The organism is Nocardia noduli, assembly GCF_019038455.1.
GTDB lineage: Bacteria > Actinomycetota > Actinomycetes > Mycobacteriales > Mycobacteriaceae > Nocardia > Nocardia noduli.
On the sequence record NZ_JAFMPL010000013.1, the window covers coordinates 76543 to 99758 of the forward strand.

Genomic DNA, 23216 nt, shown 5'->3' on the forward strand with positions numbered 1-23216 from the left:
CCACGGGTCGGCTGATCCGGACCCGGCCTGCCACAGCGCACACGGGTGCGTGCGGTCGATGGACCGCACGCACCGTGTCCACCCGGCGTCTGTTCGGTATCCAGCACGTAGCTCACCCGTCTCCCCAGTCGAGACGAGTTTTCCCGAACGTCTGCCGCCACTGGTGCGGCACTGCACCGGGGGCTTGTGTCCGTATCCGGCGAACGGTGTTCGCCGGATACGACATTCACGACCCGCGCGATGGCGGGTGAGTCGACTACCTCGACCCGGCGCCGACGCCGTCGTAGCGGTTGTTGTCGGCTCCGACGACCCTGTTACCGAGCGCATCGAGGTCGAACGACTGACGCGCCAGCCAGAATCGCAGGAAGTTGGTCAGCGAATAGCGCAGGAACAGCGCCGATCCGACGATCGACGCCGCGACGCCGCCCAGGGCCAGAACGATGGCGTCGCGCTGCGACAGCGGGTTGGTGGTGCCGTGTGACATGAAGTATGCCAGCACCGCGACCACCAGGCCGCCGACCATCAGGATAACGCCGGTGCGCAACCACAATCCGGAGCGGCCTGCCGACGGATCGGGGATCTTGAGAGCGTTCAGTTCTTGGACGAACCGGTCGGCACGTGTTTCGGTCATGTGGAACTTCCTAAATAGAGGGCTGCCAATTCATTTCGGATTCCGTCTTCCGGATGACCCTGCCGCACGACCCTGCCGCGCACCAGCACGGCCGCGTGATGGCAGGTGTCGAGTACCGAGGCCGCGAACTGTTCGACCACGAGTACCGCGACACCCTGCGCGGCGATCTGGGCGACCTCGTCGTAGAGCCGCCCGACCACCAGGGGCGCCAGGCCCATGGAGAGTTCGTCGAGCAACAGCACAGCCGGATCGGTGGCCAGACCGCGTGCCAGCGCCAGCATCTGCTGCTCGCCGCCGGACATGGTGCCCGCGACCTGGTTCGCTCGCTTGCCCAGGATCGGGAAGCGACTGAACGCGATCTCCTCGATTTCGGCCTTCGACCGTCCGGTGAAGGTCATCATCAGCAGGTTGTCGCGCACGGTGAGGTTCGGGAAGACGCCGCGTCCCTCGGGGATGAGGCAGACGCCCGCCCGAGCCAGGTCGCGCGGATCGACGCCGGTGACATCGCGTCCGCCGAGCACGAGACGGCCGGAGGCCACGGGATGATTACCCGCGATCACCTGCAGTGTCGTGGTCTTGCCCGCGCCGTTGGGACCGAGCAGTGCGACGACCTGCCCCGGTGCGACCGCGAGGTCGACACCGTGCAATACCGAGATCGCGCCGTAGGCGGCACGAACCTCTTGCAGTTCCAGCAGGTTTCCTTCGGCGGCCGCGGTGCTCGTCGGTGCTTTCTCGAGGTCGGTGGCCGTCATGTTTCGGGCTGTCATACGTCCCCCAGATAGGCGGCGAGTACGGTTTCGTCGGCACGGATGACCTCGGGCGGACCCGAGGCGATCATCTTGCCCAGATCCAGCACGAACAGCTGATCACAGACGTTCATCACCAGACCCATGTCGTGTTCGACGAGCAGCACCGCGGCGCCGTCGTCGGCCAGCGAGCGGAGCAGTTCACCGAAACGCTCGGTCTCGGTGTGGTCCTGACCCGCCGCGGGCTCGTCGAGCAGGATCAGGCTCGGGCGCGCCGCGATGGCGCGTCCGACCTCGACCAGTCGGCCGGTGCCGGTCGGCAGCTCGTCCGCGGACGAATCCGCGATGTGGTGCAGGTCGAGCCGTTCGATGATCTCGTCGACGGCGCGGCTCGCGCGCCTGCGCTCGGGACCGAGTTCGGCGGCGACCAGCAGGTTGTCGCGGACACTGAGGCGTCCGAACAGTTCCAGTCGCTGGAATGTCCTGGCCAGTCCGTGCTTGGCGCGCTTGGCCGGACCGTGCTTGGTGACATCGACACCGCCGATGGACACCCGCCCGGTCGTCGGCTTGCGCAGACCGCCGATCACGTCGAACAGCGTGGACTTGCCCGCGCCGTTCGGCCCGATCAGACCGGTCACCTGACCGCGCTCGGCCCGCAGGCCCGCGCTGTCCAGAGCCTTGTTACCGCCGAATACGACGGTGACATCGTCAACTTCCAGCAGTGACACCACGTTCGAGCACCTCCTCGTCCTCCGATGTCCACGGTCGCTTGACGCCGACCCACTCCACCGGGATCTCCAGCGTCTCCGGATCGGGCTTGACCCGCTCCGAATGCCAGAAGCGTGCGGCGATCACCGCGGCGACGACACCGAAGAAGAAACCCCAGCCGTCGATCGCGTCGATCAGGCGCAGACCCCACAGGCCGAGGATCACCACGACCAGCAGCGGCGCGATGATCTTGTCGCGCAGCATCGGGAACCAGTCCCGGCGCAACGGACCGATGGCGCCTTCCTTGAGCGCACCGCCACCCGCGGCGATACCACCCAGAGCGGGCAATACCTGTGCGAGGTTGGACAGTCCCGGCCACAGCACCGGGATCACCTTCAGCGGACCCGCGAGAGCGAGACCGGTGAACATGCCCGCGCCGACAGCGCCGAGACCGGCGATGGTGACGACCAGGAAGATCGGCAGACCCGACACCAGACCGAACTGCTCCGGCGCGACGGCTTGGGACTGCATGCCGTACAGCGCGCCGCCCAGTCCGGCGATGGCCGCCGAGAAGGCGAACACCAGGACCCGGGCGATGAGCAGGCTGCCACCGAGGGTCGCGTAGGCCGCCTCGCTGTCACGCAGGGCGATGAGCCTGCGGCCGTACTTGCTGCGCCGCAGCACCGCGATGGCGAGTCCGACGATCGCGACGCAGACGGCCGCGAAGACGGTGATCTCCTCGATGCTCTCGAGTTTCCATCCGAACAGATCCGGCCCGACGAGCGAGATCGAACCCTGATCGAACAGCGAGATCTTGATGCCGAGGATCTCGAAGGACGGCAGGGTGAAGATCCACCGGTCCAGGATGACCGCGAACGCCGCCGTCGCCAATGCCATGTAGACACCGGACAAGCGCAGGGCAGGGATCGCGATCACCACCCCGACCACCGCGGCGATTCCCATCGCCGCCAGTATCGCCCACCACTGACCGTCCGGCCCGAGATGGGAGTAGGCGACCGCGCCGACACCGGCCAGACTCAACTGGCACAGCGATATCTGCCCGGCGAAACCCAGGAGCGGGACATACGACAACGCGATCATGGCCCAGGCGAACATCGCACCGTAGGTGATCAGATCCGACTCGGTCAGCATCGTCGCCAACATCAGGCCGAGCACGATCACCGTCGCCGCGAACGCCACCGAACCGGATCTGGTCGGCAACGGCACCGGATTGAGTTTGCGATCACGCCCGCGCAGCCTGCCGTGCGGGAACACCAGCAATGCCACGAAGAGCAGCAGTGCCGGGGCCGCCAGGCGCAGGCCGGGCAGGTACTCGTTCTGCGGAAGGTATCCGGTCAGATAACTTTCCATAAGCCCGACGACCACCGCGCCGAGGAATGTCATCGGCAGACTCTTGAGCCTGCCGAAGATGGCGGCGGTATAGGCGCTGACGATCAGCAGTGAGAGCTGAGCGGCATCCAGCGCCACGGTGGGCGCGATGAGGATGCCACCGATCGCGGCCAGTTCGATGCCGAGGATCCAGGCGACCCGGTTGGCCCGCTTGGGATCGGCGCCGGTGAGACCCACCAGCGCGCGATCATCGACGGTCGCCCGCATCTCGGCGCCGGTCCTGGTGCGGAACAACAGGATCCGGAGCGCGATGGCCACCACGATGGCAACCACCATGGTGAGTGCCTGGTGCCAGGTAATGGTCACCACGCCGAGGTCGATCGACTTCTTGTCAGCGAAGAACCGGGAAAGCGAACGGGATTCGTTCGGATTCCAGATCCACCGAGCGAGGACGATCAGGCCGCTGAGCAGCGCGATCGTCATCACGAGTTTTTCCGCGTCACCGAGCCCCTGGGTGGGCGCGAGCGCCCTTCCGAAGGCCAGGCCGAACAATGGCGCGAATACCAGTAGTACGGCGACGATCGCCGTCGGGGTCGGCCAGCCCCAGCCGATCGTGAGCTGCCAGTACACGAATGCCGAGATCATGCCCGCGGCACCGTGCGCGAAATTGAACACACCGGTGGTGGTGTAGGTCAGCACCAGGCCACTGCCGATGATTGCGTAGATCGCGGCGGTGCTGAGACCGACGATCCCGAAAGCGATGAATTGCTCCATCAGTGCGATTGCTCCGTCACTTCAGATCGTTCATGCTCAAACCCACGTCGGCGAGCGTCAGCGGCTTGCCGAAATCCTGGGTGTACTTGTAAGGGGTGAATCCACAACGGAACTGACCGTTGTTCGGCTTGAAATCGGCGGCCTTCCAGCCGTCGGGAGTGGCCTGCTGCACGTTGAAGCAGCGCGGCTGCTCCGAGAGCGGCTTGGACAGATCGATCGGCGCCTGCAAGCCACCGGCGGTCCAGGCGGTCTCCTTGATCGCGGCGTTGTAGACACACGAGCGCGTCAGGCTGTCGCCGCAGGTAGCGGCCGACTTGGCGAACAGCAGCCAGGTCTGGAAAGCCCGCAGTCCCTGGAAGGTGATCGCCGCACCGGGTGCGTACTTCGCGTACAGGTCCTTCAGCTCCGCGATGGCGGGAACCGAGCCCGCGGCATCCAGCGGAGCGGTGCCGCTGAGGTCGGAGACGTTGGTCTGCGCGGCCAGCGAACCCTTCGCCGCGCTCAGGAAGGACTGGTTGTAGGCGTTGGCGTTGGCGTCGATCCAGTCCAGCTTGTAGTTCATGCTGGTCAGGATGTCCTCGAGCTTGGCCAGGTAGCGGAACTCGCCGAGGAAGATCAGGCCCTTGACGTTGTTGGCCTTGATCGCCTGCGCGTAAGGGGTCCAGTCCGAGACGCCCGCGACCGGGTACAGATCGTTGTAGACGATCTTCGCGCCGACGGCGTTGAAGAACTCGGTCTGCTTGTCACCCATCGACTTGGTGATCGGCGAGTCGCCGTTGATCATGCCGATGGCGCCGAGCGAATCCGGGTAGGCCTCTTTGGTCAGCCACTCGTAAAGCCCGGTATACGGGTTGACGCTCTCCGACGCGGACGCGCCGAACGAGGGAACCTGCAGATCGGAGCCGGTATTGGGCACCTGGGTGACCTGCGCGGGGAATTCGGGGAGCGTGCACTTCAGTCGGTCCTTGACGCCGAGACCGTCGAGCGCGGCGCTACCGCCGACGAGAACGAAATCCTCACGGCAGGCTTCCAGCATCCGCTGGCGCACCTCCATCAGGTTGGTGTCGCGCAGGTTCACGTTGACCTTGCGGCCGTTGATACCACCCGCGGCGTTGCACCAGGACGTGAAGACTTTCGCGGCGTCGACGTAGTCGGGGTTCTTGGTGAACCCGACATCGGAGAACATGCCGACCTCGATGTCGGACGCCGTGACACCCTGCGCCGGAGCGCTTTTCGCGCTGCCGGGCTGACAGACGCCGTTGAGGCTACCGAAGTTCGCCGTGGCGGCGGGCCCCGACGAGCCACCACCTTCGACGGCCTCGGTGCCACCACCCTCACGAGCGCAACCAGCTGCCACCAGCGCGATCGCGATCAGGGCAACGACTATTCGCTGCGGTTTCACCGTTTTCCTCCTCTGTGGGCTCGGCGTCCCGTATGCGAAGCCGATACGTCCTCGACGTCTTGCCCGTGCTCGTCGATGAGCTGCGGGTGCCTGGCATGGCACCGTCCGCTCCAGGGAAACTATCTTCTCAGATTTGGATAATCAATATCTGTTTTTCGGAGAGTCACACCTGCACCCCTGGTCCGACCGCCCTCAGCCCGCCGGGAGCCCTCCCCCGGTGAAGTGACTTCTACCCCGCTGATTGACAGCAGCCCGGCGGCGTGAAAATCTGATGACAGATTTTGAGAATGCTATTCTCTTAACGGAGAGCAGCAATGTGCAGGACCACGGGGGGACAGCTCGGTTTCGGGCTGTCACCGCGTGGCCCGCCTCAGGTCTTGACCGGACCGCCCACCGGTCATGGCAGTCAACCCCTTCGGCGATCCGCCGGACCAGGAAAGGTAATCCCTTGGCAAAATTCAGCAAGCCGGCTGCGGGAAGCTGGACGCAGAACTATCCCGAGCTCGGCACGGGGCCGGTGGACTACACCGACTCGGTCGACCCCGCCTTCTACGAGGACGAGCGCCACGCGATCTTCCGCCGGAACTGGCTGAACGTCGGCCGGGTCGAGCAACTCCCCCGCGTCGGCAGCTACTTCACCAAGGAACTGCCCTGCATCGGCTCCTCGGTCGTGATCAACAAGGACCGCGACGGCGAGATCCACGCCTTCCACAACATCTGCCGTCACCGCGGTAACAAGCTGGTGTGGGACGACTTCCCGAACGAGGAGACCTCGGGCTCCTGCCGTCAGTTCACCTGCAAGTACCACGCGTGGCGCTACGAACTCAACGGCGATCTGGCCTTCGTCCAGCAGGAGAAGGAATTCTTCGACCTGGACAAGAGCAAGTACGGCCTCAAGACCATCCGTTGCGAGGTGTGGGAGGGGTTCATCTTCATCAACCTCGACGTCAACGCCAAGCCGCTGACCGAGTTCCTCGGCCCGCTGGTGAAGGGCACCGAGGGTTACCCGTTCCACGAGATGACCGAGGTCTACAGCTACAAGGCCGAGATCGGCAGCAACTGGAAGCTGTTCATCGACGCGTTCGCCGAGTTCTACCACGCGCCGATCCTGCACCAGAAGCAGGCGGTCAAGGACGAGGCCAGCAAGCTGCTCGACGTCGGCTTCGAGGCGCTGCACTACCAGATCGAGGCGCCGCATTCGATGGTCTCCTCGTGGGGCGGCATGGCCCCGCCGAAGGACCCGAGCATGGTCAAGCCGATCGAGCGCAAACTGCGCAGCGGCCTTTTCGGTCCGTGGGATCGCCCCGATATCGAGGGCCTGGACCCGCTGCCCGAGGGCATCAACCCGGCCCGCCACCGCGCGTGGGGCATCGACGAGTTCGAGATCTTCCCGAATATGTCGCTGCTGTTCTGGGCGCCGGGCTGGTACCTGACGTACCACTACTGGCCGACCGCGGTGAACAAGCACATCTTCGAGGCCAACCTGTACTTCGTTCCCGCCAAGACCGCGCGTGAGCGGCTGGCCCAGGAACTGGCCGCCGTGACCTTCAAGGAGTACGCGTTGCAGGACGCGAACACCCTCGAGGCCACCCAGACCATGCTCGCCACCCGCGAGATCAGCGACTTCCCGCTCAACGACCAGGAAGTGCTGCTGCGCCACCTGCACACCACCGTCCAGCGAATCGTGGAGGAATACCGCAATGACAACGTCAACAACTGAGGCCGCGACCGTGACCAAGCAGCTGCCCGAAGAGTTCGCCGCCCTCTCCCGGTTCTCCGCCTGGATCCTGCCGACCGAGCCCGAGCGCTACACCAAGCGCCTCGCCTCGTCGATGGAGGAGATGCAGGACCTCTACGACGTCGGCATGGAGCACCTCGACGCCGCGCTCGACTACTGCGACAAGTTCGACATCAACGATCTGCCCGACGAGGCTCGCAACCTGTTCCACCTGTTGCAGTCGGTCGTGATGGTGTCGTTCCCGATCGAATGCTGGAGCCAGGCCCGCGTGCCCGACTCCGGCGCGGCCTACGTGGCGTTGGTCCACGAGCCTGTGGTCTGACCCCATGACGGCGCTGACACTGAAAGCCGCCGGCCTGCTCGACGTCGACACCGGCACCATCGTCCGCCCCGGCATCGTCCGGATCGAGGACGATCGGATCGTCGGTGTCGGCGGTACCGACACAGCCGTGTCGGGTGAGGTCGAATCCGGTGAGGTCATCGATCTGGGCGACGTCGTCCTGATGCCGGGCCTGATGGACATGGAGGTCAACCTCCTGATGGGAGGCCGGGGCGAAACCGGCTTGGCCTCCAGTGTCAAGGACGACCCGGCACTGCGCATGCTGCGTGCGGTGGGCAATGCCCGTCGCACGCTGCGTGCGGGTTTCACCACCGTCCGCAACCTCGGCCTGTTCGTCAAGACCGGCGGTTATCTGCTCGACGTGGCGTTGGGCAAAGCGATCAATTCGGGCTGGATCGACGGCCCGCGGATCGTGCCCGCCGGACACGCGATCACCCCGACCGGCGGTCATCTCGATCCGACGATGTTCGCCGCCTTCGCGCCCGACGTGCTGCACCTGACCCTCGAAGAGGGAATCGCCAACGGTGTGGACGAGGTGCGCAAGGCGGTGCGGTACCAGATCAAGCACGGCGCGCAGCTGATCAAGATCTGCGTGTCAGGTGGCGTCATGTCCCTGACGGGAGAGCCCGGCGCACAGCATTATTCGGACGAGGAACTGCTCGCGATCGTCGACGAGGCGCATCGGCGCGGACTCAAGGTCGCGGCGCACACCCACGGCGCCGAAGCGGTCAAGCACGCGGTCGCCGCGGGTATCGACTGCATCGAGCACGGGTTCCTCATCGATGACGAGGCGATCGACCTGATGGTCGAGAACGGCACCTGGCTGGTGCCGACGACCCGCCTCGCCGACGCCATGGACGTGTCCAAGGCCGAGCCCGAATTGCAGGCCAAAGCCGCGTTGATGTTCCCCAAGGCCCGCACCTCGGTGCTGGCCGCCTACAAGGCGGGGGTCAAGATCGCGGTCGGCACCGACGCGCCCGCGATCCCGCACGGCCGCAACGCCGACGAACTGGTCGCGCTCGTCGAACGCGGTCTGCCCGCGATCGACGTGCTGCGGGCGGCGACGATCAACGGTGCCGAACTGATCGGGGTCACCGACCGCGGCAGGCTGGCCGAGGGACAACTGGCCGACATCATCGCCGTCCCCGGCGATCCCGTGCACGACATCACCGTCACCAGGGACGTGCGATTCGTGATGAAAGGCGGAAAGATCTATGTCCAGAAATGACGACCTGCTGGATATCCAGCAGTTGCTGGCCCGATACGCCGTGTACATCACGCAGGGCGATATCGACGGGGTGGTGAAGGTGTTCACCCCGGACGGCACCTACAGCGCGTTCGGCGACACCTACACCCTTGACCTGTTCCCGGAGTTGGTCGCCGCCGCGCCCAAGGGCCTGTTCCTCACGGGCACACCGGTTCTCGACATCGATGGTGACACCGCGGCGGGCACCCAGCCGCTGTGCTTCATCGACAACAGCACCCACGACATGCGGATCGGGTACTACACCGACCACATCGTCCGCACCGAGGACGGCTGGCGGATCAAGACGCGACGGATGACCTTCATCCGTCGCAACGGCGATCACGACTCCGGAATCCCGCACGCCTTCGAGCGTTCCAAGGCATGACGGCGGTAGACACCGACCCGCACGCGCAGATCGCCGCATTCCGCGACGGTCTGCGCGCGTGGCTCGAAGACAACGATCTGACCCCGGGCCCGGATCACTCGCTCGACGGACAGGTCGAGCAGTTGATGCGGGTCCGTCGCGCGCTCTACGACGCGGACTGGATGCGCTACGGCTGGCCCGCCGAAGTGACCGGCCTCGGTGGCCCTGCCGCGCTGCGCGCGATCCTCGGCGAGGAGGTCGCCACCCGCGATCTGGCCGAACCCGGCATCTATTCGATGATCGAGGTGCTCGCGCCGACGATGATCTCCTACGCGCGACCGGAACTGGCGGCGGAGATGGTGCCGCTGCTGCTCTCCGGCCGCGAACAGTGGTGCCAGGGCTTCTCCGAACCCGGCTCGGGCAGCGATCTGGCCTCCTTGTCCACCAAGGCGACCCAGCGCGGTGACGAATGGGTGGTGAGCGGTCAGAAGGTGTGGACCAGCCTGGCCCAGTACGCCGCCCGCTGTGTCCTGCTCACCCGCACCGGTCCCGGCCACGACGGCATCACCGCCTTCTTCGTCGACATGGACTCCCCCGGCATCACCGTCCGTCCGCTGCGCACCATGCACGGCGTCGACGAATTCGCCGAGGTGTTCTTCGACGACGTCGTCGTGCCCGCCGATCGCATGCTCGGCAAACCGGGCGACGGCTGGCGGGTGGCGATGGATCTGCTGCCCTACGAACGTTCGACGTGTTTCTGGCATCGGATCGCCTATCTGCTCACCCGGCTCGACCAGGTGATCGAGCAGACGACCAGCGCCGACGACGCCGAACTCGGCGCGGCCTACCTCGCCCTGCACACCGTGCGGTGCCGATCCCTGGGAACCCAGCGCCGATTGGCCGCGGGCGAACGGCTCGGCGCGGAGACCTCGATCGACAAGGTGCTGCTCGCGACCGCCGAACAGCGTCTGTTCGACACCGCGCGCGATCTGCTCCCCGGCGAGGTGGAATTCGGCGAATCGCCTTGGCGCACCGAATTTCTCTACTCGCGGGCGGCCACGATCTACGGCGGAACCGCCGAGATCCAGCGCAATATCATCGCCCGGCGATTGCTGGACCTGGGGAAGGAATGACCGTGGCCGATTCCGGTGCCGATCGGGCCGAACTCGAACTGCTCACCGACACACTGCGCAAAACCCTGACCTCGGCCAGCGGTCACGAGCTCGACACCGCGCTCGCCGAACTTGGCTGGCCGGATCTGCTCGACGACCTGCCGGATCTGGCCGTGCCGCTGGTGTTCCGGCTGCTCGGTGAGACGGGGGCGCACGCCTCGGTACTCAACGACGTGGTGCGCAGGGCCGCCGGCTGGACCGGAACCGATCCGGTGACACTGCCGTTCGCCGGCGGCACCTTCGTGATCTGGGACAGCACGGGCTCCACCGGTGGCGCGGTCGACGAGGAACTAGCGCTGCGCACGCTCACGGAAGGGACGGCGCTTCCCGCCGAGGCCCTGGCCGAGGGCAGGCGGGCGCTGGGCTGGTGGTTGCTCGGCACGGGCCACACCATGCTCGCCCTCGCCAGGCGCCATGCCGTCGAGCGCACCCAGTTCGGCCGTCCGCTGGCGTCCTTCCAAGCTGTGCGGCATCGGCTCGCCGAAACCCTCGTCGCGTTGGAAGGGGCCGAAGCCGCCCTGAACAACGCCGACGGCGAACTCGGCGCGCTGCTGGCGAAGGCCGCGGCGGGCCACGCCGCGCTCACCGCGTCCAGGCACTGCCAGCAGGTGCTCGGCGGTATCGGTTTCACCGCGGAACACGATCTGTCCCGGCATGTCCGCCGCACCCTGGTGCTGGACGGATTACTCGGCAGCGCAAGGGAACTCACCCGCGAGGCGGGTGCGCTCATCCGCGAGGCGGGTTCGGCGCCGCGACTGGCTCAGCTCTGAGCCGTCCGTTCGGCGTCCGACTCCGCGGCACCCCGACGTAGTACCTCGAAACAGCACTCCGAACGCCGAATGGCCCGGTCCCCGACTCTGTGTCGGGACCGGGCCATTCGGTGTTTCTACCGGCTCATCGGCAGGCTGCTGGAATCAGCAGGCGGCCGAAGTGCCACCCTGGAGGGCCATCAGCGCGCAGAAGGTGCTGGCGCCGACCTTCCACTTGCCGTCGATCTTCACGGCCTCGCCACCCTGGTTCGGCAGCACCGGGTTGCCGCCCATGAGCAGCGTGTAGGTGACCTTGGCGTTGGTCGCGTCGACCGTCTTGACGGCCGAAACGGTGGCGGTGGTGCCACCCTTGGCCGGGTCGGCCGCCTGCGCCTGCAGGACCGGCGCGAAGATATCGCCCTTCTCGACCGACGCGATGCGCTGATCGACCGGCGCGGCGGCGTTGAAGAACACGGTGTAGGCGTCGGTGATCGCCTTGGTGGTCTCGGCATCGGCGGCGCCGGGCGCGGCGGCGGCCGAGCTCGCGGCGCTGCCCGCCGAAGCGGACGTCGATGTCGAACTGGTCGACTCGTCATCGGAGCTGCAGCCGGTCAGGGCGACGGCCGCGACGAGCGCGAGACCACTACACACCGCGGCAGTGCGGGGGAACGAAATGCGCATGAGAAATCCTCGTCTCAGGAAAGGGAATTGCTGAACGGCCTCGGTGCCCCGATTTGCCGGACATTCATTTGTGCACGATCGCGTCGTATAGATGGGTGCGGCGAGATCTGTGCTTCATCACCGGTTACGCCTGCTCGGCGATACCGGCGGCCGACTCGATGTTGTCGATACCGGCGTACCGGTCGCTACGCGGGTCACCAGCGACTCGGAAAAACTGTAAGCGATGCCGTAAACATTGGGGCGAATTATTCGATATTCGCCTTCATGTCTTCCAGCTGCACCAGAATCGGTAAACCGTTCTCGCTGAGGGCATTTCCGTGACCCGTCTGGTGCACATCGAATACGGACTGGATGGCAGCGTAGAACCCCTGCACATCCAGGGTCTGATTGACCGCGCGTTTGGCCTGGCGCAGTCCGAACCGCGGCATGGCCGCGATCCTGGTGGCCAGCGCCCTGGTCTGCTCGTCGAGTTCGGCGCGCGGCACGACGGTGTTGACCATGCCGACCTGCGCGGCCTCCTCGGCGGTCACCGGTCGCCCGGTGAACAGGATCTCCTTGGCCTTGCGCGCCCCGAGTTCCCAGGTGTGGCCGTGGTATTCGACGCCGCCGATGCCCATGAGCACGACCGGGTCGGAGAACTGGGCGTCGTCGGCGGCGACGATGAGATCGCACGGCCAGACCAGCAGCAGCCCGCCCGCGATGCAGCGGCCCTGCACGGAGGCGATGGACGGTTTGGGGACGTTGCGCCAGCGCAGCGAGTACTCGAGATAGCGGCGGGCCTCGTTGGTGTAGATCCGCTCGAGGGTGATCTTGCCCCAATCCGCCTTCGAACCCGCCCGCAGATCGTGCCCCGCCGAGAAGTGCTTGCCCTCGGCACGCAGCACGATGACCGCGACATCGTCGTCGTCGGCGGCGCGTGTCCAGGCGGCATCGAGTTCGTCGAGCAGTTCACTGTTCTGCGCGTTGGCCGCGTCGGCCCGGTCGAGCGAAATGGTGGCGATCTTGTCCGCCACCTCGTAGCGAATGTACAAGACGACTCCTCAACTCCGTGGATGACCGGGCACACGCCCGGCCACGATGGTGCGCTGGATATCCGGCCCACGACCGGCGCCATGTGTGCGCCCCGGCGGTCGGTCGGAGCCGTACGCCACGAACATCCGGCTTGCCTCCTTGCCAGCGTCGATGCCTGATCAGATGCGAGAATAACATTCTCACTACCGGAAAGGATAGTCTCCAATAAGGAGGACCGTAATCGACGGAACCCGAAAATTTTGGCATTTCCGGTACAGTGCATCCATGTTCTCTTCAGACGACCCAGGGCCGAGGCGCCGGTGACAAGCCTGAGTGAGAAGCCCGCATGGAAACAGCGCGCGGTGGAGCGCTCCCTACGCAGTGCGAAATTACGTGCCGAGGAACGCGTTCAGCGCTTCCTCGACGCCGCGCAGGCGATCATCACCGAGAAGGGCACGACGGACTTCACGGTACAGGAGGTCGTCGATCGCTCCCGGCAATCGCTGCGCAGCTTCTACCTGCAATTCGACGGCAAACACGAACTGCTGCTCGCCCTCTTCGAGGACGCGCTGAGCCGCATCGCCGAACAGTTGCGCGCCGCCGCGGACGGCCCCACCGACCCGCTGGACAAGCTCCAGGTGACTGTCGAGCTGCTGTTCGAACTGTGCCGTCCCGATCCCGCCGCGCAGCGTCCGCTGTTCACCGATTTCGCGCCGCAGCTGCTGGTCACCCATCCCAGCCAGGTGAAGATCGCGCACGCGCCGATGCTCGCGCTGTTCTCCGAACTGATGGAACTCGCCAAAGAGGCGAAACAGGTTCCCCCCGACATCAACTCGCGCCGCATGGCCGCCATGGTCATGCAGACGGTCATGTTCACCGCGCAGTCGGCCGGGGTGTCCGAGGACGACACGCAGCACACGATCACCGCGTCCGAGGTCTGGAACTTCTGCGCTCACGGCTTCGCCCGCGGCTAGTTCTCCCGCGGGCGAGGCCGTGATCGCGCCGACTCACTCCCGCGAAGTCAGCAGTGCCGCGGCGGCGCCGTAGGCATCGCGATCGCCCGAGGCGACCGCCTCGGCCAGTCGATCCAGTTCCGGATGTGAACGCATCAACGACTGCGCCAGCGACAGGATCTGGGCACGGGCGCGCGCGGCACGCCGCGCGGGGGTATCGGCCCGATGGTGGGCATCGATCGCCTCGACCAGTTCCTCGATCCGCTCGTCGCGCGAGGCGATCAGGGTGAGGATCGGGACATCGGACTCCGCGCGCAGATCGCGCACGGTGCGCTCGGCGCCCTCCCGGTCGGCCTTGTTCACCACCAGCAGGTCGGCCACTTCCAGCAGACCGGCCTTGGCGGCCTGAACCGCGTCGCCCGCACCGGGATTCAGGATCACCAGGGTGGGATCGGCGACGGCCGCGATCTCGATCTCGGATTGCCCGACGCCGACCGTCTCCAGCATGACGACGTCGTATTTCAATTCCGCGAGCAGCCGCAGGGCCGCGGGCACCGCGGCGGACAGTCCACCGAGATGCCCGCGGGTGGCCAGCGAACGGATCAGCACGTCGGCGTCGTTGATATGCCTGGCCATCCGGATCCGGTCCCCCAGCAGCGCACCGCCGCTGTAGGGCGAGGACGGGTCGACGGCCAGTACCGCGACCCGCAGTCCGCGCGACCGGTACGCGGCGACCAGCGCCGCGATCGTCGTCGACTTACCCGCCCCGGGCGGACCGGTCACCCCGATGACCCGGATCGTGCCGGTACCGAGCGCCGCCTGCACTTCGTCGCGACGCTCGCCCTCGACCAGGCTGAGCAGCCTGCCCGTGGCCCGTGCCGAGCCCGACCTCGCCTGATCGAGCAGTTCGGCGATGGTCGCGGTCTCCGCGATCACCGCCTGCTCCGAACCGTCGTGTCCACGGTGTCCTGCCAGTGCGTGTCCGGCCCGATCACGGGGCGGGGACCTCGATCACGGTGGCCGAACCCATGCCGCCGCCCGCGCACAGCGCGGCGATGCCGAAACCGCCGCCGCGACGACGCAGTTCGTGCACCAGGGTGACGATCATCCGCGCACCGGTGGCGGCGACGGGGTGTCCGAGCGAGCAGCCGCTGCCGCTGAAGTTGACCGAGTCCGGGTCCAGGTCCAGCGCCCGGATGGCCGCGATCGGAACGGAGGCGAACGCCTCGTTGATCTCGATGAGCTTCACTTCCGACAGCGAGATCCCGGCCCGCTTGACGGCCTTGTTGATCGCCTCGATGGGCGCGAGGCCGGTGATGGCGGGATCGACGCCGACCGAGGCCCACGAGCGGATGTAGCCGAGGGCGGGCAGGCCGAGCGCGTCGCTGGCGATGGCCAGTGCGGCCGCGCCGTCGTTGGCGCCCGAGGAGTTGCCCGCGGTGATCGAGAAGCCCTCGATCTCCGGGTGCAGCACCTTCAGCGAGCCCAGCTTCTCCAGGCTGGTGTCGCGACGCGGGTGCTCGTCGGTGTCGAACAGGCCGAACGGGGTGTCGATCGGGACGATCTCTTCCTTGAAACGGCCCTCGTCGATGGCGGCGATGGCATTGCGGTGCGAGCGCAGCGCCCACGCGTCGAGGTCGTCACGGGTGAGCCCGGCCTTGACCGCGGCGTTCCAGCCGACGGTGATGGACATATCCATCGCCGGGGCATCCGGGCGATCAGGGTGGCTGGGCGAGACCCACGGGTCGATCCAGGAGTCCTCGCCGACCTGGAACCGGACCCGGGGCGCGGTGGAATCGGAGTTCACACCGCCCGCGATGATCAGTTCGTCCATTCCGGCCCGGATGCTGCCCGCCGCACTTTGCACCGCGGCCATTCCGGCCGCGCAGTGCCGGTTCTGCGCCACGCCCGGCGCGGAGGTGAGCCCGGCGGTCACGGCCGCGTGGCGGGCGAGCACGCCGCCGCCGTAGCGGCCCTCACCGAGGACCACGTCGTCGATGCGGTCGGCATCGAGACCTTCGGCGGCGGCACTGACGACATGCTTGGCGAGATCGAAGGCGTTGGTGGCGCGCAGGGTGCCCTTGCGCGCGGTGCCGATGGGGGTCCGCAGGGCGGACACGATGACGGCTTCAGGCATTGGTTGGCCTCCATTTACGAGCGGACGAGATTGCGATTCGAGAGCTTTTCGGCAATCATGCCGATAGTCGCGAGAATGCTATTTTCTCAGTACGAGAGTGACAGTTGCAAGATAGGATTATGACATGCAGATAAGTGGAAGCTCCGCGCTCGTCGTCGGTGGAACCGGTGGTCTCGGCGAGGCGACCGTCCGTCGACTGCACGCGGCAGGCGCGAAGGTCGTCGTCGCCGACGTGGCCGACGACAAGGGCAAAGAGCTCGCGAACGAGCTCGGCATCACCTACGTACACACCGACGCCACCGACGAGGATTCGGTGCTCGCGGCCATCGCCGAGGCCGAAGCCCTCGGCCCGCTGCGGATCTCGGTCGACACCCACGGCGGCCCCGCCTCGGGCGGCAGGCTGATCGGCAAGGACGGCTCCCCGCTGGCTCTCGATGGTTTCCGTACCACCATCGAGTTCTACCTCACCGCGGTGTTCAACATCCTGCGTCTGTCGGCGGCCGCGATCGCCAAGACCGAGCCGCTGGAGGAAGGCGCCCGCGGTGTGATCATCAACACCGCCTCGATCGCCGCGTTCGAGGGCCAGATCGGTCAGCTCCCCTACGCCGCCGCCAAGGGTGGCGTGGTCGGTATGACCCTGGTGGCCGCGCGCGACCTGTCCCCCGCGGGTATCCGCGTGGTGAGCATCGCCCCCGGCACCGTGAACACCCCCGCATACGGCAAGGCGGCTGACCAGCTCGAGGGCTACTGGGGTCCGCAGGTCCCCTTCCCCAAGCGTATGGGCCGTTCCGACGAGTACGCCAAGCTGGCGCTGTCGATCATCGACAACGACTACCTCAACGGCGAGGTCATCCGTCTCGACGGCGCGCTGCGTTTCCCGCCGAAATGAGTGACACAGTTCTACCCGCGACAGGCGACCTGACCGGCAAGGTCGCCTTCGTGGCGGGCGCGAGCCGCGGTATCGGCGCGGCCGTGGCCGAAGGGCTCGCCGCGGCGGGCGCCTCGGTCGCCGTCGCCGCGCGTTCCGAACAGGAAGGCGCGCTGCCCGGAACGATTCACGCTGTCGCGCAACGCATCACCGCGGCGGGCGGCCGAGCGCTACCCGTGCCGTGCGATGTCACGAACGAGGAATCCGTCGAATCCGCGATCGCCGCGACCGTCGCCGAGTTCGGCGGCATCGACATCCTCGTGGCCAACGCGGGTGTGATGTGGCTGGCGCCGATCGAGAAGACGCCGCTCAAACGCTGGCAGCTGTGCCTGGATGTGAATCTGACCGGAGTCTTCCTGGTGACCAAGGCGGCGATTCCGCATCTGCGGGCTCGCGGCGGCGGTTCACTCATCGCGATCACCACCACCGGCGTCGACATGATCGACCGGGGCTCGAACGCCTACTGGATCTCCAAAGCCGCGGTCGAGCGAATGTACCTCGGCTTGGCCTCGGACCTGCGTGGCGACAATATCGCCGTCAACTGCCTGAGCCCGACCAGGGTCGTACTGACCGAAGGCTGGCAGGCAGGCAGCGGCGGACGCGAGATTCCACCGGAAATGGTCGAGCCGCCCGAGGCGATGGCCGACGCGGCAGTCCTGCTCGCGGCCCAGAACGCCGACGGGATCACCGGAACCGTGCAGCGTTCCGAACATCTCATCGCGGCCCGCTGACAACGGCCTGAGCGGTCGAAATCCCCACAAAGCAGCGGCATCCCGCATCTCGCGAGCGAGAATGTCCGCTCGGGCCGAGCGCACGGCTCGCCGATCAGAACGTGAAAATCCCCCGGAAACTGTGGTTTCCGGGGGATTTTCGTTGTCGCGGCGTTCGTGGTGGTCGCCACGACCGGTCGGCGCGCCATACGGTGCGGCACGCCGACCGACAAATCAGCCGCGCTTGGTGAGACCCGCGATCACCGCGTGGAATTCCTCGGTCTGGAAGGAGGCTTCCTCCGCGGCGAGCGCGTAATCCAGCGTCGCCAGGACCGCGCGCTCCAGATGCACGTTCATCAGCCGCTTGGTGCTCTCGACGGCTTGACGCGGCAGTTCGAGGATGCGCTTGGCGCAGGCGAGGGCTTCGTTGAGCGGATCGGCGACAACATGATTCACCAGCCCCATCTCGCGCGCCCGCTCGGCCGGAATCTTCGCGCCGGTCAGCGCGTATTCCTTGGCGAGAAGCAGACTCGTGTGCAACGGCCAGGTCAGCGGACCGCCGTCGGCGGCGACCAGTCCCACCTGGACGTGCGGATCCTTCAGGTACGCGGTCTCGGCGATGTAGGCCACATCGCTGAGTGCGACCAGACTGCATCCCAGTCCCACGGCGGGGCCGTTCACCGCGGCCACCACCGGTACCCGGCAGCGCGTCATCCCGAGGACGATGTCGCGGCCGTCGGAGATGGTTTTGGCGCGCAGATCCGCGTCGCTGCCCAGTTCGGCGAGGTAGGCGAAATCGCCACCGGCCGAGAAGGCCTTGCCCGCACCGGTCAGCACCGCGACCCGCGCGTCACGGTCGCGGCTGAGCCGGGGCCAGAGCCTGGCCAGACCCGCGTGCAGGTCGTCGTTGACCGCGTTGAGCGCGTCGGGCCGATTCAGGGTGATGATCCGCAGCGGGCCGTCGGCCTCGACCTGGATCTCGTCGGGCATGTCGTACATGGTCAAACTCCTAGTCCGAGAATGCGCGAGGCGATGATGTTCTTCTGGATCTGCGAGGTGCCGCCCATGACGCTCTGGGCCCGGCTGTAGAAGTAGCTGCCCATCAGTTCGGTGTCGTCGGTGCCGCCGACGGCGAGCGCCGCGTGCCCCACCGCTTGATCGACCCAGGTCATCAGCAATTTGTCGAGCGAGCCGTCGGGTCCGTGGACCACACCGTCGAGCTGTTCGGACAGCCGACGGCGCACGTGCAGACGCAACATCTCCACCTCGACCGCGGCCCAGGCCAGTTCGTCGGGATTCCGGCCGTCGACGCGAGCCGACATCTGGCGCACCAGTTTTCCGTAGCGCGCCGCGAAACCGAGGGTCGAGGGTTCACGTTCGTGACCGACGACGGTCATCGCCATCTTCCAGCCGTCGCCCGGTTCGCCGACCATCTGGTCGGCGGGCACGACCGCGCCGTCGAAGAGGACCTGGCCGAATTCCTTGGTCACACCGCTGATCATCTTGAGCGGACGCTGTTCGATACCGGGCTGATGCATCGAGATGAGGAACGCCGAGATGCCTTTGTGGCGTGCCACGGTCGAATCGGTCCGCGCCAGCAGCAGACACCAGTCGGCGACATCGGAGTAGCTGGTCCAGATCTTGTGACCGTGGATGATGTAGTTGTCGCCGTCGCGGGTCGCGGTGGTCGACAACGACGCCAGGTCCGAACCGGCGCCCGGCTCGGAGAAGCCCTGGCACCAGCGTTCGGTGCCGTTGATCAGACCGGGCAGGAAGCGCTGCTGCAATTCCTTGCTGCCGTGCCTGCCGAGTCCCTGGACCAGATATCCGAGGCTGGGCCGCGGCGGCGCGCCCGCGACCGCGAGTTCCTCGTCGACGATGACGTCGAAGACGGGCGGCAGGTTCTGGCCGCCGAATTCCTCGGGCCACGAGGTCCCGAAGAATCCCGCCTCGTACAGCGCGCGGTGCCACTCACCCTGTTTGGCCCAGTATTCGTCACCCGAGGTCGGGAAGGTCCCGGCAATCTCGGCGAGCCAGTTCCGCAGTCGCGTGCGGAATTCGGCCTCCTGCGGTGAATCACGAAAGTCCAAGGTCGATCTCCTCCAGACGTACGGGGAACAGTTCGGTCGAGGTCAGCGCGCGACGCAGGTAGACGTGCGCGAGACATTCCCAGGTGTTGCCGATGCCGCCGTGCACCTGGATCGAGGTCTCACAGATGGTGCGCGCGGCACGAGCGGTGTAGAGCTTGGCGATCCGCGCGGCGCGCAACGCCTCGGCGGGGGTCAATTCGTCCACGGCCCATGCCGCGTGGCGCAGCACGCTGACCGAGCCCTCGATCAGGGCCTGGCTCTCGGCGAGCAGATGCGCGACGGCCTGGTAGGACCCGATGGTCTTGCCGTACTGCTCACGCATCTTGGCGTATTCGACCGCCAGATCCTGTGCGCCGCGGGCGACGCCGAGCAGGTCCGCCGTCGTCACGGTGACGGCGAGGGCCTGCCACTGGATGACCTGATCGGCCGACAGCTCGCCGATATGTTCGCGGTCACCGGTCAGGTGCGCCTTGTGCCGGGTGAGATCCGCGCCGGGGGCGGCGTCGCCGACCGAGATCGCGAAAAGGCTGTTGTCCTCGACGAACAGCGCCCGGCCGCGATCGCGCGCGTCGATCGCGCGCTCACCGACGGCGACGGTCCAGGTGTCGCCGTCCTCGGCGGGTTTGCCGTACAGATCGTCGGCCAGTACCGGGCCGAGGAACGCGACGTCGATCAGACGACGACCGAATTCCTCGGCCACGATGGCGACTTCGACGCCGGAGGCGCCGTCGGTGCGCAGGGCTCGCCAGCCGGCGACATCGACCGCCCGCTCGAGCCGCGCGCGGCGTTTCTCGTCATCGAGTTCGGCGACCGATCCAGGACCTAGATCATCGGCCAATTTGGCTGCGGCATCGCGCAGTTGCCGCTGTTCACTGGTCAGACGGACGTCCATAGCGCTCCTTCAGGACTCGACGCAACACCTTGCCGGACGGCAGGCGGGGAATTTCGGGGACGAAGACGACCCGGCGCGGCCGCTTGTAGGTGGCCAGTCGGGTACCGACCAGGGCGATCAGTTCGTCTTCGGTGAGGGTGTCCGCGTCCGCTATCGCGGCGGTGTCCACAACCGCTACCGCGGCGACGACGGATTCGCCGTCCTCGGCGGGGACGCCGAACACGGCACAGTCGCGCACGAGCGGATGGCCGTGCAGGACGGCCTCGATCTCGGCGGGGGCGACCTGGAATCCGCGGACCTTGATCATCTCCTTGGCCCGGTCGGTCAGCCGGATCCAGCCGTCGTCGTCGACGTGGCCGACGTCGCCGGTGCGGTACCAGCCGTCGTCGAACGCGCTCGCGGTCGCCTCGGCGGGCAGATACCCCGCCATCACCGAGTCCGCGCGGCACTGGATCTCGCCTGTCTGCCCGGCCGCGAGAACCTCGCCGGTGTCGAGTGACACCACGCGCACGCGAACTCCCGGCGCGGCCTTGCCGACGGTGTCCAGGCGTGCGCCGTCGAGCGGATTGCAGGCGATCACGGGTAATTCGCTCGCACCGTAGGCGGGTAGCCAGCGCACCCCGGTGCGCGCGGTGACCTGTTCGGCGACGGCGGCGGTGACCGGGGTGGCGCCCCACATGATGTAGCGCAGCGAACTCAAATCGAAAGTTTCGAGTTTCGGATGTGACGCGATGGCGAGGGCGATCGGCGCGACGGCCATCTCGATGGTGATCCGGTCGTCCCGGATACAGCCGAGCATGGTGTCCAGGTCGAAGCGGCGGTGCAGCCGCATCCACGCGCCCGCCTGGAGCGCGGTCACTATATTGAGCAGCCCGAGGATATGGGAGGGCGGGGTGGCGATCTGGATGCGGTCCGCGCCGGTGAGTCCGAGCACCTCGATCCACTGCCGCACCCCGAAGGCCAGCGAAGCGTGGGTGTGGCGGACCGCCTTCGGCAGGCCCGTGGTGCCGGAACTGAACACCAGCACCGCGTCGGCGGCGGGATCGGGCGACGTTGTGTCGGCGGCACGCGGGGATATCGGGCGGTCGAGATCGCGCATCGGCAGCAGCGCGCCGAGCACCGGGTTGTCGCCGACCGCGCGGGTCGGTCCGGTCACCGCGAGCGCGTGCGCGACCTCGTCGTGTTTCCAGGCCGGACTCAGCAGGACGACGGCCGCGCCGAGTCGCCAGATCGCCAGCACCGCGATCACGAATTCGGGACGGTTGGACGACATGAGCGCCACCCGATCACCGGTTCGCACACCCTCGGCGGCCAGTTCGTCCGCCAAACCTGCCGCGAGGTCGTCGAGGTCGTCCCGTGAGTAGGACCGCCCCTCGAAGTCGAGCGCACTCGACTTGCTTCCTGGCGACATTTGAGAGATCCCGTCTCGTGAGTGAGAATATAATTCTCTTACTACTAGAACCTTAATACCAGGAGGCTGCGGCTCATGGCGAGACCCTCTTTGTTCCAGCGCGCGACGGTGACCCGGATCGTGAAGGAGAGCGTCGACGCCCGGACGTTCGTGCTCGCGCCGCACGACGGGCCGATCTCCTACACAGCCGGGCAGTTCTGCACATTCAAGGTCACCGTCGACGGCACCGAGCTGTATCGCGCGTATTCGATGTCCAGCGCACCCGAAACCGATGGTGAGCTGATGACGACGGTCAAACGGGTGCCGGGCGGCGCGGTGTCGAACTGGATGCACGACAACCTCACCGAGGGTGACGAAGTCGAGGTGACCAGGGCGGCGGGCCGGTTCTGCCTGCGCGAGACCGATGTCCCGCTGCTGGGTTTCAGTGGCGGCAGCGGTATCACCCCGATCCTGTCGCTGGCCAAATCCGCACTGGCGACGACCGACCGATCGGTTCGGTTGTTGTGCGCCGATCGCGACGCGGATTCGGTGATCTTCGACACAGCTCTGAAGGAGCTGGCCCAGAAGTACCCCGGCAGGCTGGAAGTGATCAGGCACCTGGATTCCACGGCGGGTTTCCTCGACGCCGAGGCGATCAAGACCTTCGTCGGCGCCGACGGCCACGGCGACAGTTACATCTGCGGCCCCGAGGCGTTCATGGAGATGATCGAACTCGCGCTGCCGGGACCGGGTCTGGTGCACAGCGAGCGATTCGGCGCCGCCGCGCCGATTCCGGGCGAGACCGTGGAGGCGACGCCCGACACCGTCGCGACCGCGCCCGTGCAGAGCCCGTCGCCCACCGAGGCCGCGGTCGAACTGGGCAATGTCAATATCACCCTCAAGCGCAAGAAGAAGTCGGTACCGCGCAAGGAGGGCGAGACGCTGCTCGAGAGCGCCCGCCGTGCCGGTTTCACCCCGCCGTTCTCGTGCGAGGCGGGCAACTGCGCCACCTGCATGGCCAAGGTGACCGCGGGCCACGCGACGATGCGCGCCAACCAGGCCCTGACCGACGACGAGGTCGACGACGGCTACGTCCTGACCTGCCAGGCGGTGCCCGACAGCGAATCGATCACCGTCGACTACGACCAGTGAACCGAGGGGGCGGCCCGTGAATATCACGGGCCGCCCCAGGGTTTCGTCGCGC

General features: G+C 66.8%; 23 protein-coding genes. 10 read left to right on the forward strand and 13 right to left on the reverse strand.

Translation table 11 applies throughout. The annotated features are described in order from the left end of the window. Window positions 1-256: 256 nt before the first annotated feature. From JZ792_RS10840 to JZ792_RS10860, 5 genes are read right to left on the reverse strand one after another with little or no spacing between them, the layout of a single operon-like run. Window positions 257-631, reverse strand: a complete 375-nt coding sequence (locus tag JZ792_RS10840) for a hypothetical protein (protein ID WP_216909517.1) — start codon at window positions 629-631, stop codon at window positions 257-259. Next, window positions 628-1383, reverse strand: a complete 756-nt coding sequence (locus JZ792_RS10845) for an ABC transporter ATP-binding protein (protein WP_216909519.1) — start codon at window positions 1381-1383, stop codon at window positions 628-630. The genes JZ792_RS10840 and JZ792_RS10845 overlap by 4 nt, the downstream gene beginning before the upstream one ends. Window positions 1384-1394: 11 nt before the next feature. After that, window positions 1395-2108 (reverse strand): ABC transporter ATP-binding protein, encoded by a 714-nt coding sequence (locus tag JZ792_RS10850; RefSeq protein WP_216909521.1) that lies wholly within the window; start codon window positions 2106-2108, stop codon window positions 1395-1397. Then, the gene (locus JZ792_RS10855; RefSeq protein WP_216909523.1) at window positions 2086-4209 is read right to left on the reverse strand and encodes a branched-chain amino acid ABC transporter permease; all 2124 of its coding nucleotides are present in this window, start codon (window positions 4207-4209) and stop codon (window positions 2086-2088) included. Before JZ792_RS10855 ends, JZ792_RS10850 begins: the two co-directional genes overlap by 23 nt. A gap of 16 nt (window positions 4210-4225) precedes the next feature. Then, entirely contained in the window at window positions 4226-5611 is a 1386-nt protein-coding gene (locus JZ792_RS10860; RefSeq protein WP_308165246.1) for an ABC transporter substrate-binding protein, read from the reverse strand. A gap of 448 nt (window positions 5612-6059) precedes the next feature. Here JZ792_RS10860 and JZ792_RS10865 point away from each other — a divergent pair, with 448 nt between their 5' ends. From JZ792_RS10865 to JZ792_RS10890, 6 genes are read left to right on the forward strand one after another with little or no spacing between them, the layout of a single operon-like run. Beyond that, a complete protein-coding gene (locus JZ792_RS10865; RefSeq protein WP_216909525.1) occupies window positions 6060-7331 on the forward strand; it encodes an aromatic ring-hydroxylating oxygenase subunit alpha in 1272 nt (423 codons plus the stop codon). Beyond that, window positions 7312-7671 (forward strand): hypothetical protein, encoded by a 360-nt coding sequence (locus tag JZ792_RS10870; RefSeq protein ID WP_109530464.1) that lies wholly within the window; start codon window positions 7312-7314, stop codon window positions 7669-7671. The genes JZ792_RS10865 and JZ792_RS10870 overlap by 20 nt, the downstream gene beginning before the upstream one ends. Window positions 7672-7675: 4 nt before the next feature. Beyond that, the gene (locus tag JZ792_RS10875; protein ID WP_216909527.1) at window positions 7676-8917 is read left to right on the forward strand and encodes a metal-dependent hydrolase family protein; all 1242 of its coding nucleotides are present in this window, start codon (window positions 7676-7678) and stop codon (window positions 8915-8917) included. Beyond that, window positions 8904-9320 carry a nuclear transport factor 2 family protein gene (locus JZ792_RS10880; protein WP_216909529.1) on the forward strand — a complete coding sequence of 139 codons (417 nt, stop codon included), beginning with the start codon at window positions 8904-8906 and terminating at the stop codon, window positions 9318-9320. The genes JZ792_RS10875 and JZ792_RS10880 overlap by 14 nt, the downstream gene beginning before the upstream one ends. After that, window positions 9317-10432 (forward strand): acyl-CoA dehydrogenase family protein, encoded by a 1116-nt coding sequence (locus JZ792_RS10885; protein WP_216909531.1) that lies wholly within the window; start codon window positions 9317-9319, stop codon window positions 10430-10432. The genes JZ792_RS10880 and JZ792_RS10885 overlap by 4 nt, the downstream gene beginning before the upstream one ends. Next, window positions 10429-11241 (forward strand): acyl-CoA dehydrogenase family protein, encoded by an 813-nt coding sequence (locus tag JZ792_RS10890; RefSeq protein WP_216909533.1) that lies wholly within the window; start codon window positions 10429-10431, stop codon window positions 11239-11241. Before JZ792_RS10885 ends, JZ792_RS10890 begins: the two co-directional genes overlap by 4 nt. 144 nt (window positions 11242-11385) lie before the next feature. On the opposite strand, the gene JZ792_RS10895 is transcribed toward JZ792_RS10890, so the two are convergent. Together JZ792_RS10895 and JZ792_RS10900 are read right to left on the reverse strand one after the other, a co-directional pair. Further along, the gene (locus tag JZ792_RS10895; protein ID WP_216909535.1) at window positions 11386-11901 is read right to left on the reverse strand and encodes an MTB12 C-terminal domain-containing protein; all 516 of its coding nucleotides are present in this window, start codon (window positions 11899-11901) and stop codon (window positions 11386-11388) included. A 245-nt stretch (window positions 11902-12146) separates the two neighbouring features. Beyond that, window positions 12147-12932, reverse strand: a complete 786-nt coding sequence (locus JZ792_RS10900) for an enoyl-CoA hydratase (protein WP_109530470.1) — start codon at window positions 12930-12932, stop codon at window positions 12147-12149. 300 nt (window positions 12933-13232) lie between these two features. On the opposite strand from JZ792_RS10900, the gene JZ792_RS10905 reads away from it, so the two are divergent. Continuing rightward, entirely contained in the window at window positions 13233-13886 is a 654-nt protein-coding gene (locus JZ792_RS10905) for a TetR/AcrR family transcriptional regulator (RefSeq protein WP_109530623.1), read from the forward strand. A 33-nt stretch (window positions 13887-13919) separates the two neighbouring features. Here JZ792_RS10905 and JZ792_RS10910 read toward each other — a convergent pair whose 3' ends face one another. Further along, window positions 13920-14801, reverse strand: coding sequence for an ArgK/MeaB family GTPase (locus JZ792_RS10910; protein ID WP_438804323.1), 882 nt, complete (start codon window positions 14799-14801; stop codon window positions 13920-13922). A 55-nt stretch (window positions 14802-14856) separates the two neighbouring features. Continuing rightward, a complete protein-coding gene (locus JZ792_RS10915; RefSeq protein ID WP_109530471.1) occupies window positions 14857-16002 on the reverse strand; it encodes a thiolase family protein in 1146 nt (381 codons plus the stop codon). Window positions 16003-16126: 124 nt separating this feature from the next. Here JZ792_RS10915 and JZ792_RS10920 point away from each other — a divergent pair, with 124 nt between their 5' ends. Both JZ792_RS10920 and JZ792_RS10925 read left to right on the forward strand, forming a co-directional pair. Then, entirely contained in the window at window positions 16127-16891 is a 765-nt protein-coding gene (locus tag JZ792_RS10920) for an SDR family NAD(P)-dependent oxidoreductase (RefSeq protein WP_109530472.1), read from the forward strand. Then, window positions 16888-17661 carry an SDR family NAD(P)-dependent oxidoreductase gene (locus tag JZ792_RS10925; protein ID WP_216909537.1) on the forward strand — a complete coding sequence of 258 codons (774 nt, stop codon included), beginning with the start codon at window positions 16888-16890 and terminating at the stop codon, window positions 17659-17661. Before JZ792_RS10920 ends, JZ792_RS10925 begins: the two co-directional genes overlap by 4 nt. A 213-nt stretch (window positions 17662-17874) precedes the next feature. On the opposite strand, the gene JZ792_RS10930 is transcribed toward JZ792_RS10925, so the two are convergent. Genes JZ792_RS10930 through JZ792_RS10945 form a run of 4 tightly spaced genes read right to left on the reverse strand, consistent with a single transcriptional unit; the run spans window position 17875 to window position 22033 of the window. Beyond that, a complete protein-coding gene (locus JZ792_RS10930) occupies window positions 17875-18639 on the reverse strand; it encodes an enoyl-CoA hydratase/isomerase family protein (RefSeq protein WP_216909539.1) in 765 nt (254 codons plus the stop codon). A gap of 2 nt (window positions 18640-18641) precedes the next feature. Then, window positions 18642-19730, reverse strand: coding sequence for an acyl-CoA dehydrogenase family protein (locus JZ792_RS10935; protein WP_216909541.1), 1089 nt, complete (start codon window positions 19728-19730; stop codon window positions 18642-18644). Further along, on the reverse strand, window positions 19717-20622 hold the full coding sequence (locus JZ792_RS10940) for an acyl-CoA dehydrogenase family protein (protein ID WP_216909543.1): 906 nt from the start codon (window positions 20620-20622) through the stop codon (window positions 19717-19719). Before JZ792_RS10940 ends, JZ792_RS10935 begins: the two co-directional genes overlap by 14 nt. Next, window positions 20600-22033: a class I adenylate-forming enzyme family protein gene (locus JZ792_RS10945; RefSeq protein WP_216909545.1), complete on the reverse strand. Its 1434-nt coding sequence runs from the start codon at window positions 22031-22033 to the stop codon at window positions 20600-20602. Before JZ792_RS10945 ends, JZ792_RS10940 begins: the two co-directional genes overlap by 23 nt. A 75-nt stretch (window positions 22034-22108) precedes the next feature. Here JZ792_RS10945 and JZ792_RS10950 point away from each other — a divergent pair, with 75 nt between their 5' ends. Beyond that, window positions 22109-23164: a ferredoxin--NADP reductase gene (locus JZ792_RS10950; protein WP_216909547.1), complete on the forward strand. Its 1056-nt coding sequence runs from the start codon at window positions 22109-22111 to the stop codon at window positions 23162-23164. The last annotated feature ends 52 nt before the right edge of the window (window positions 23165-23216 follow it).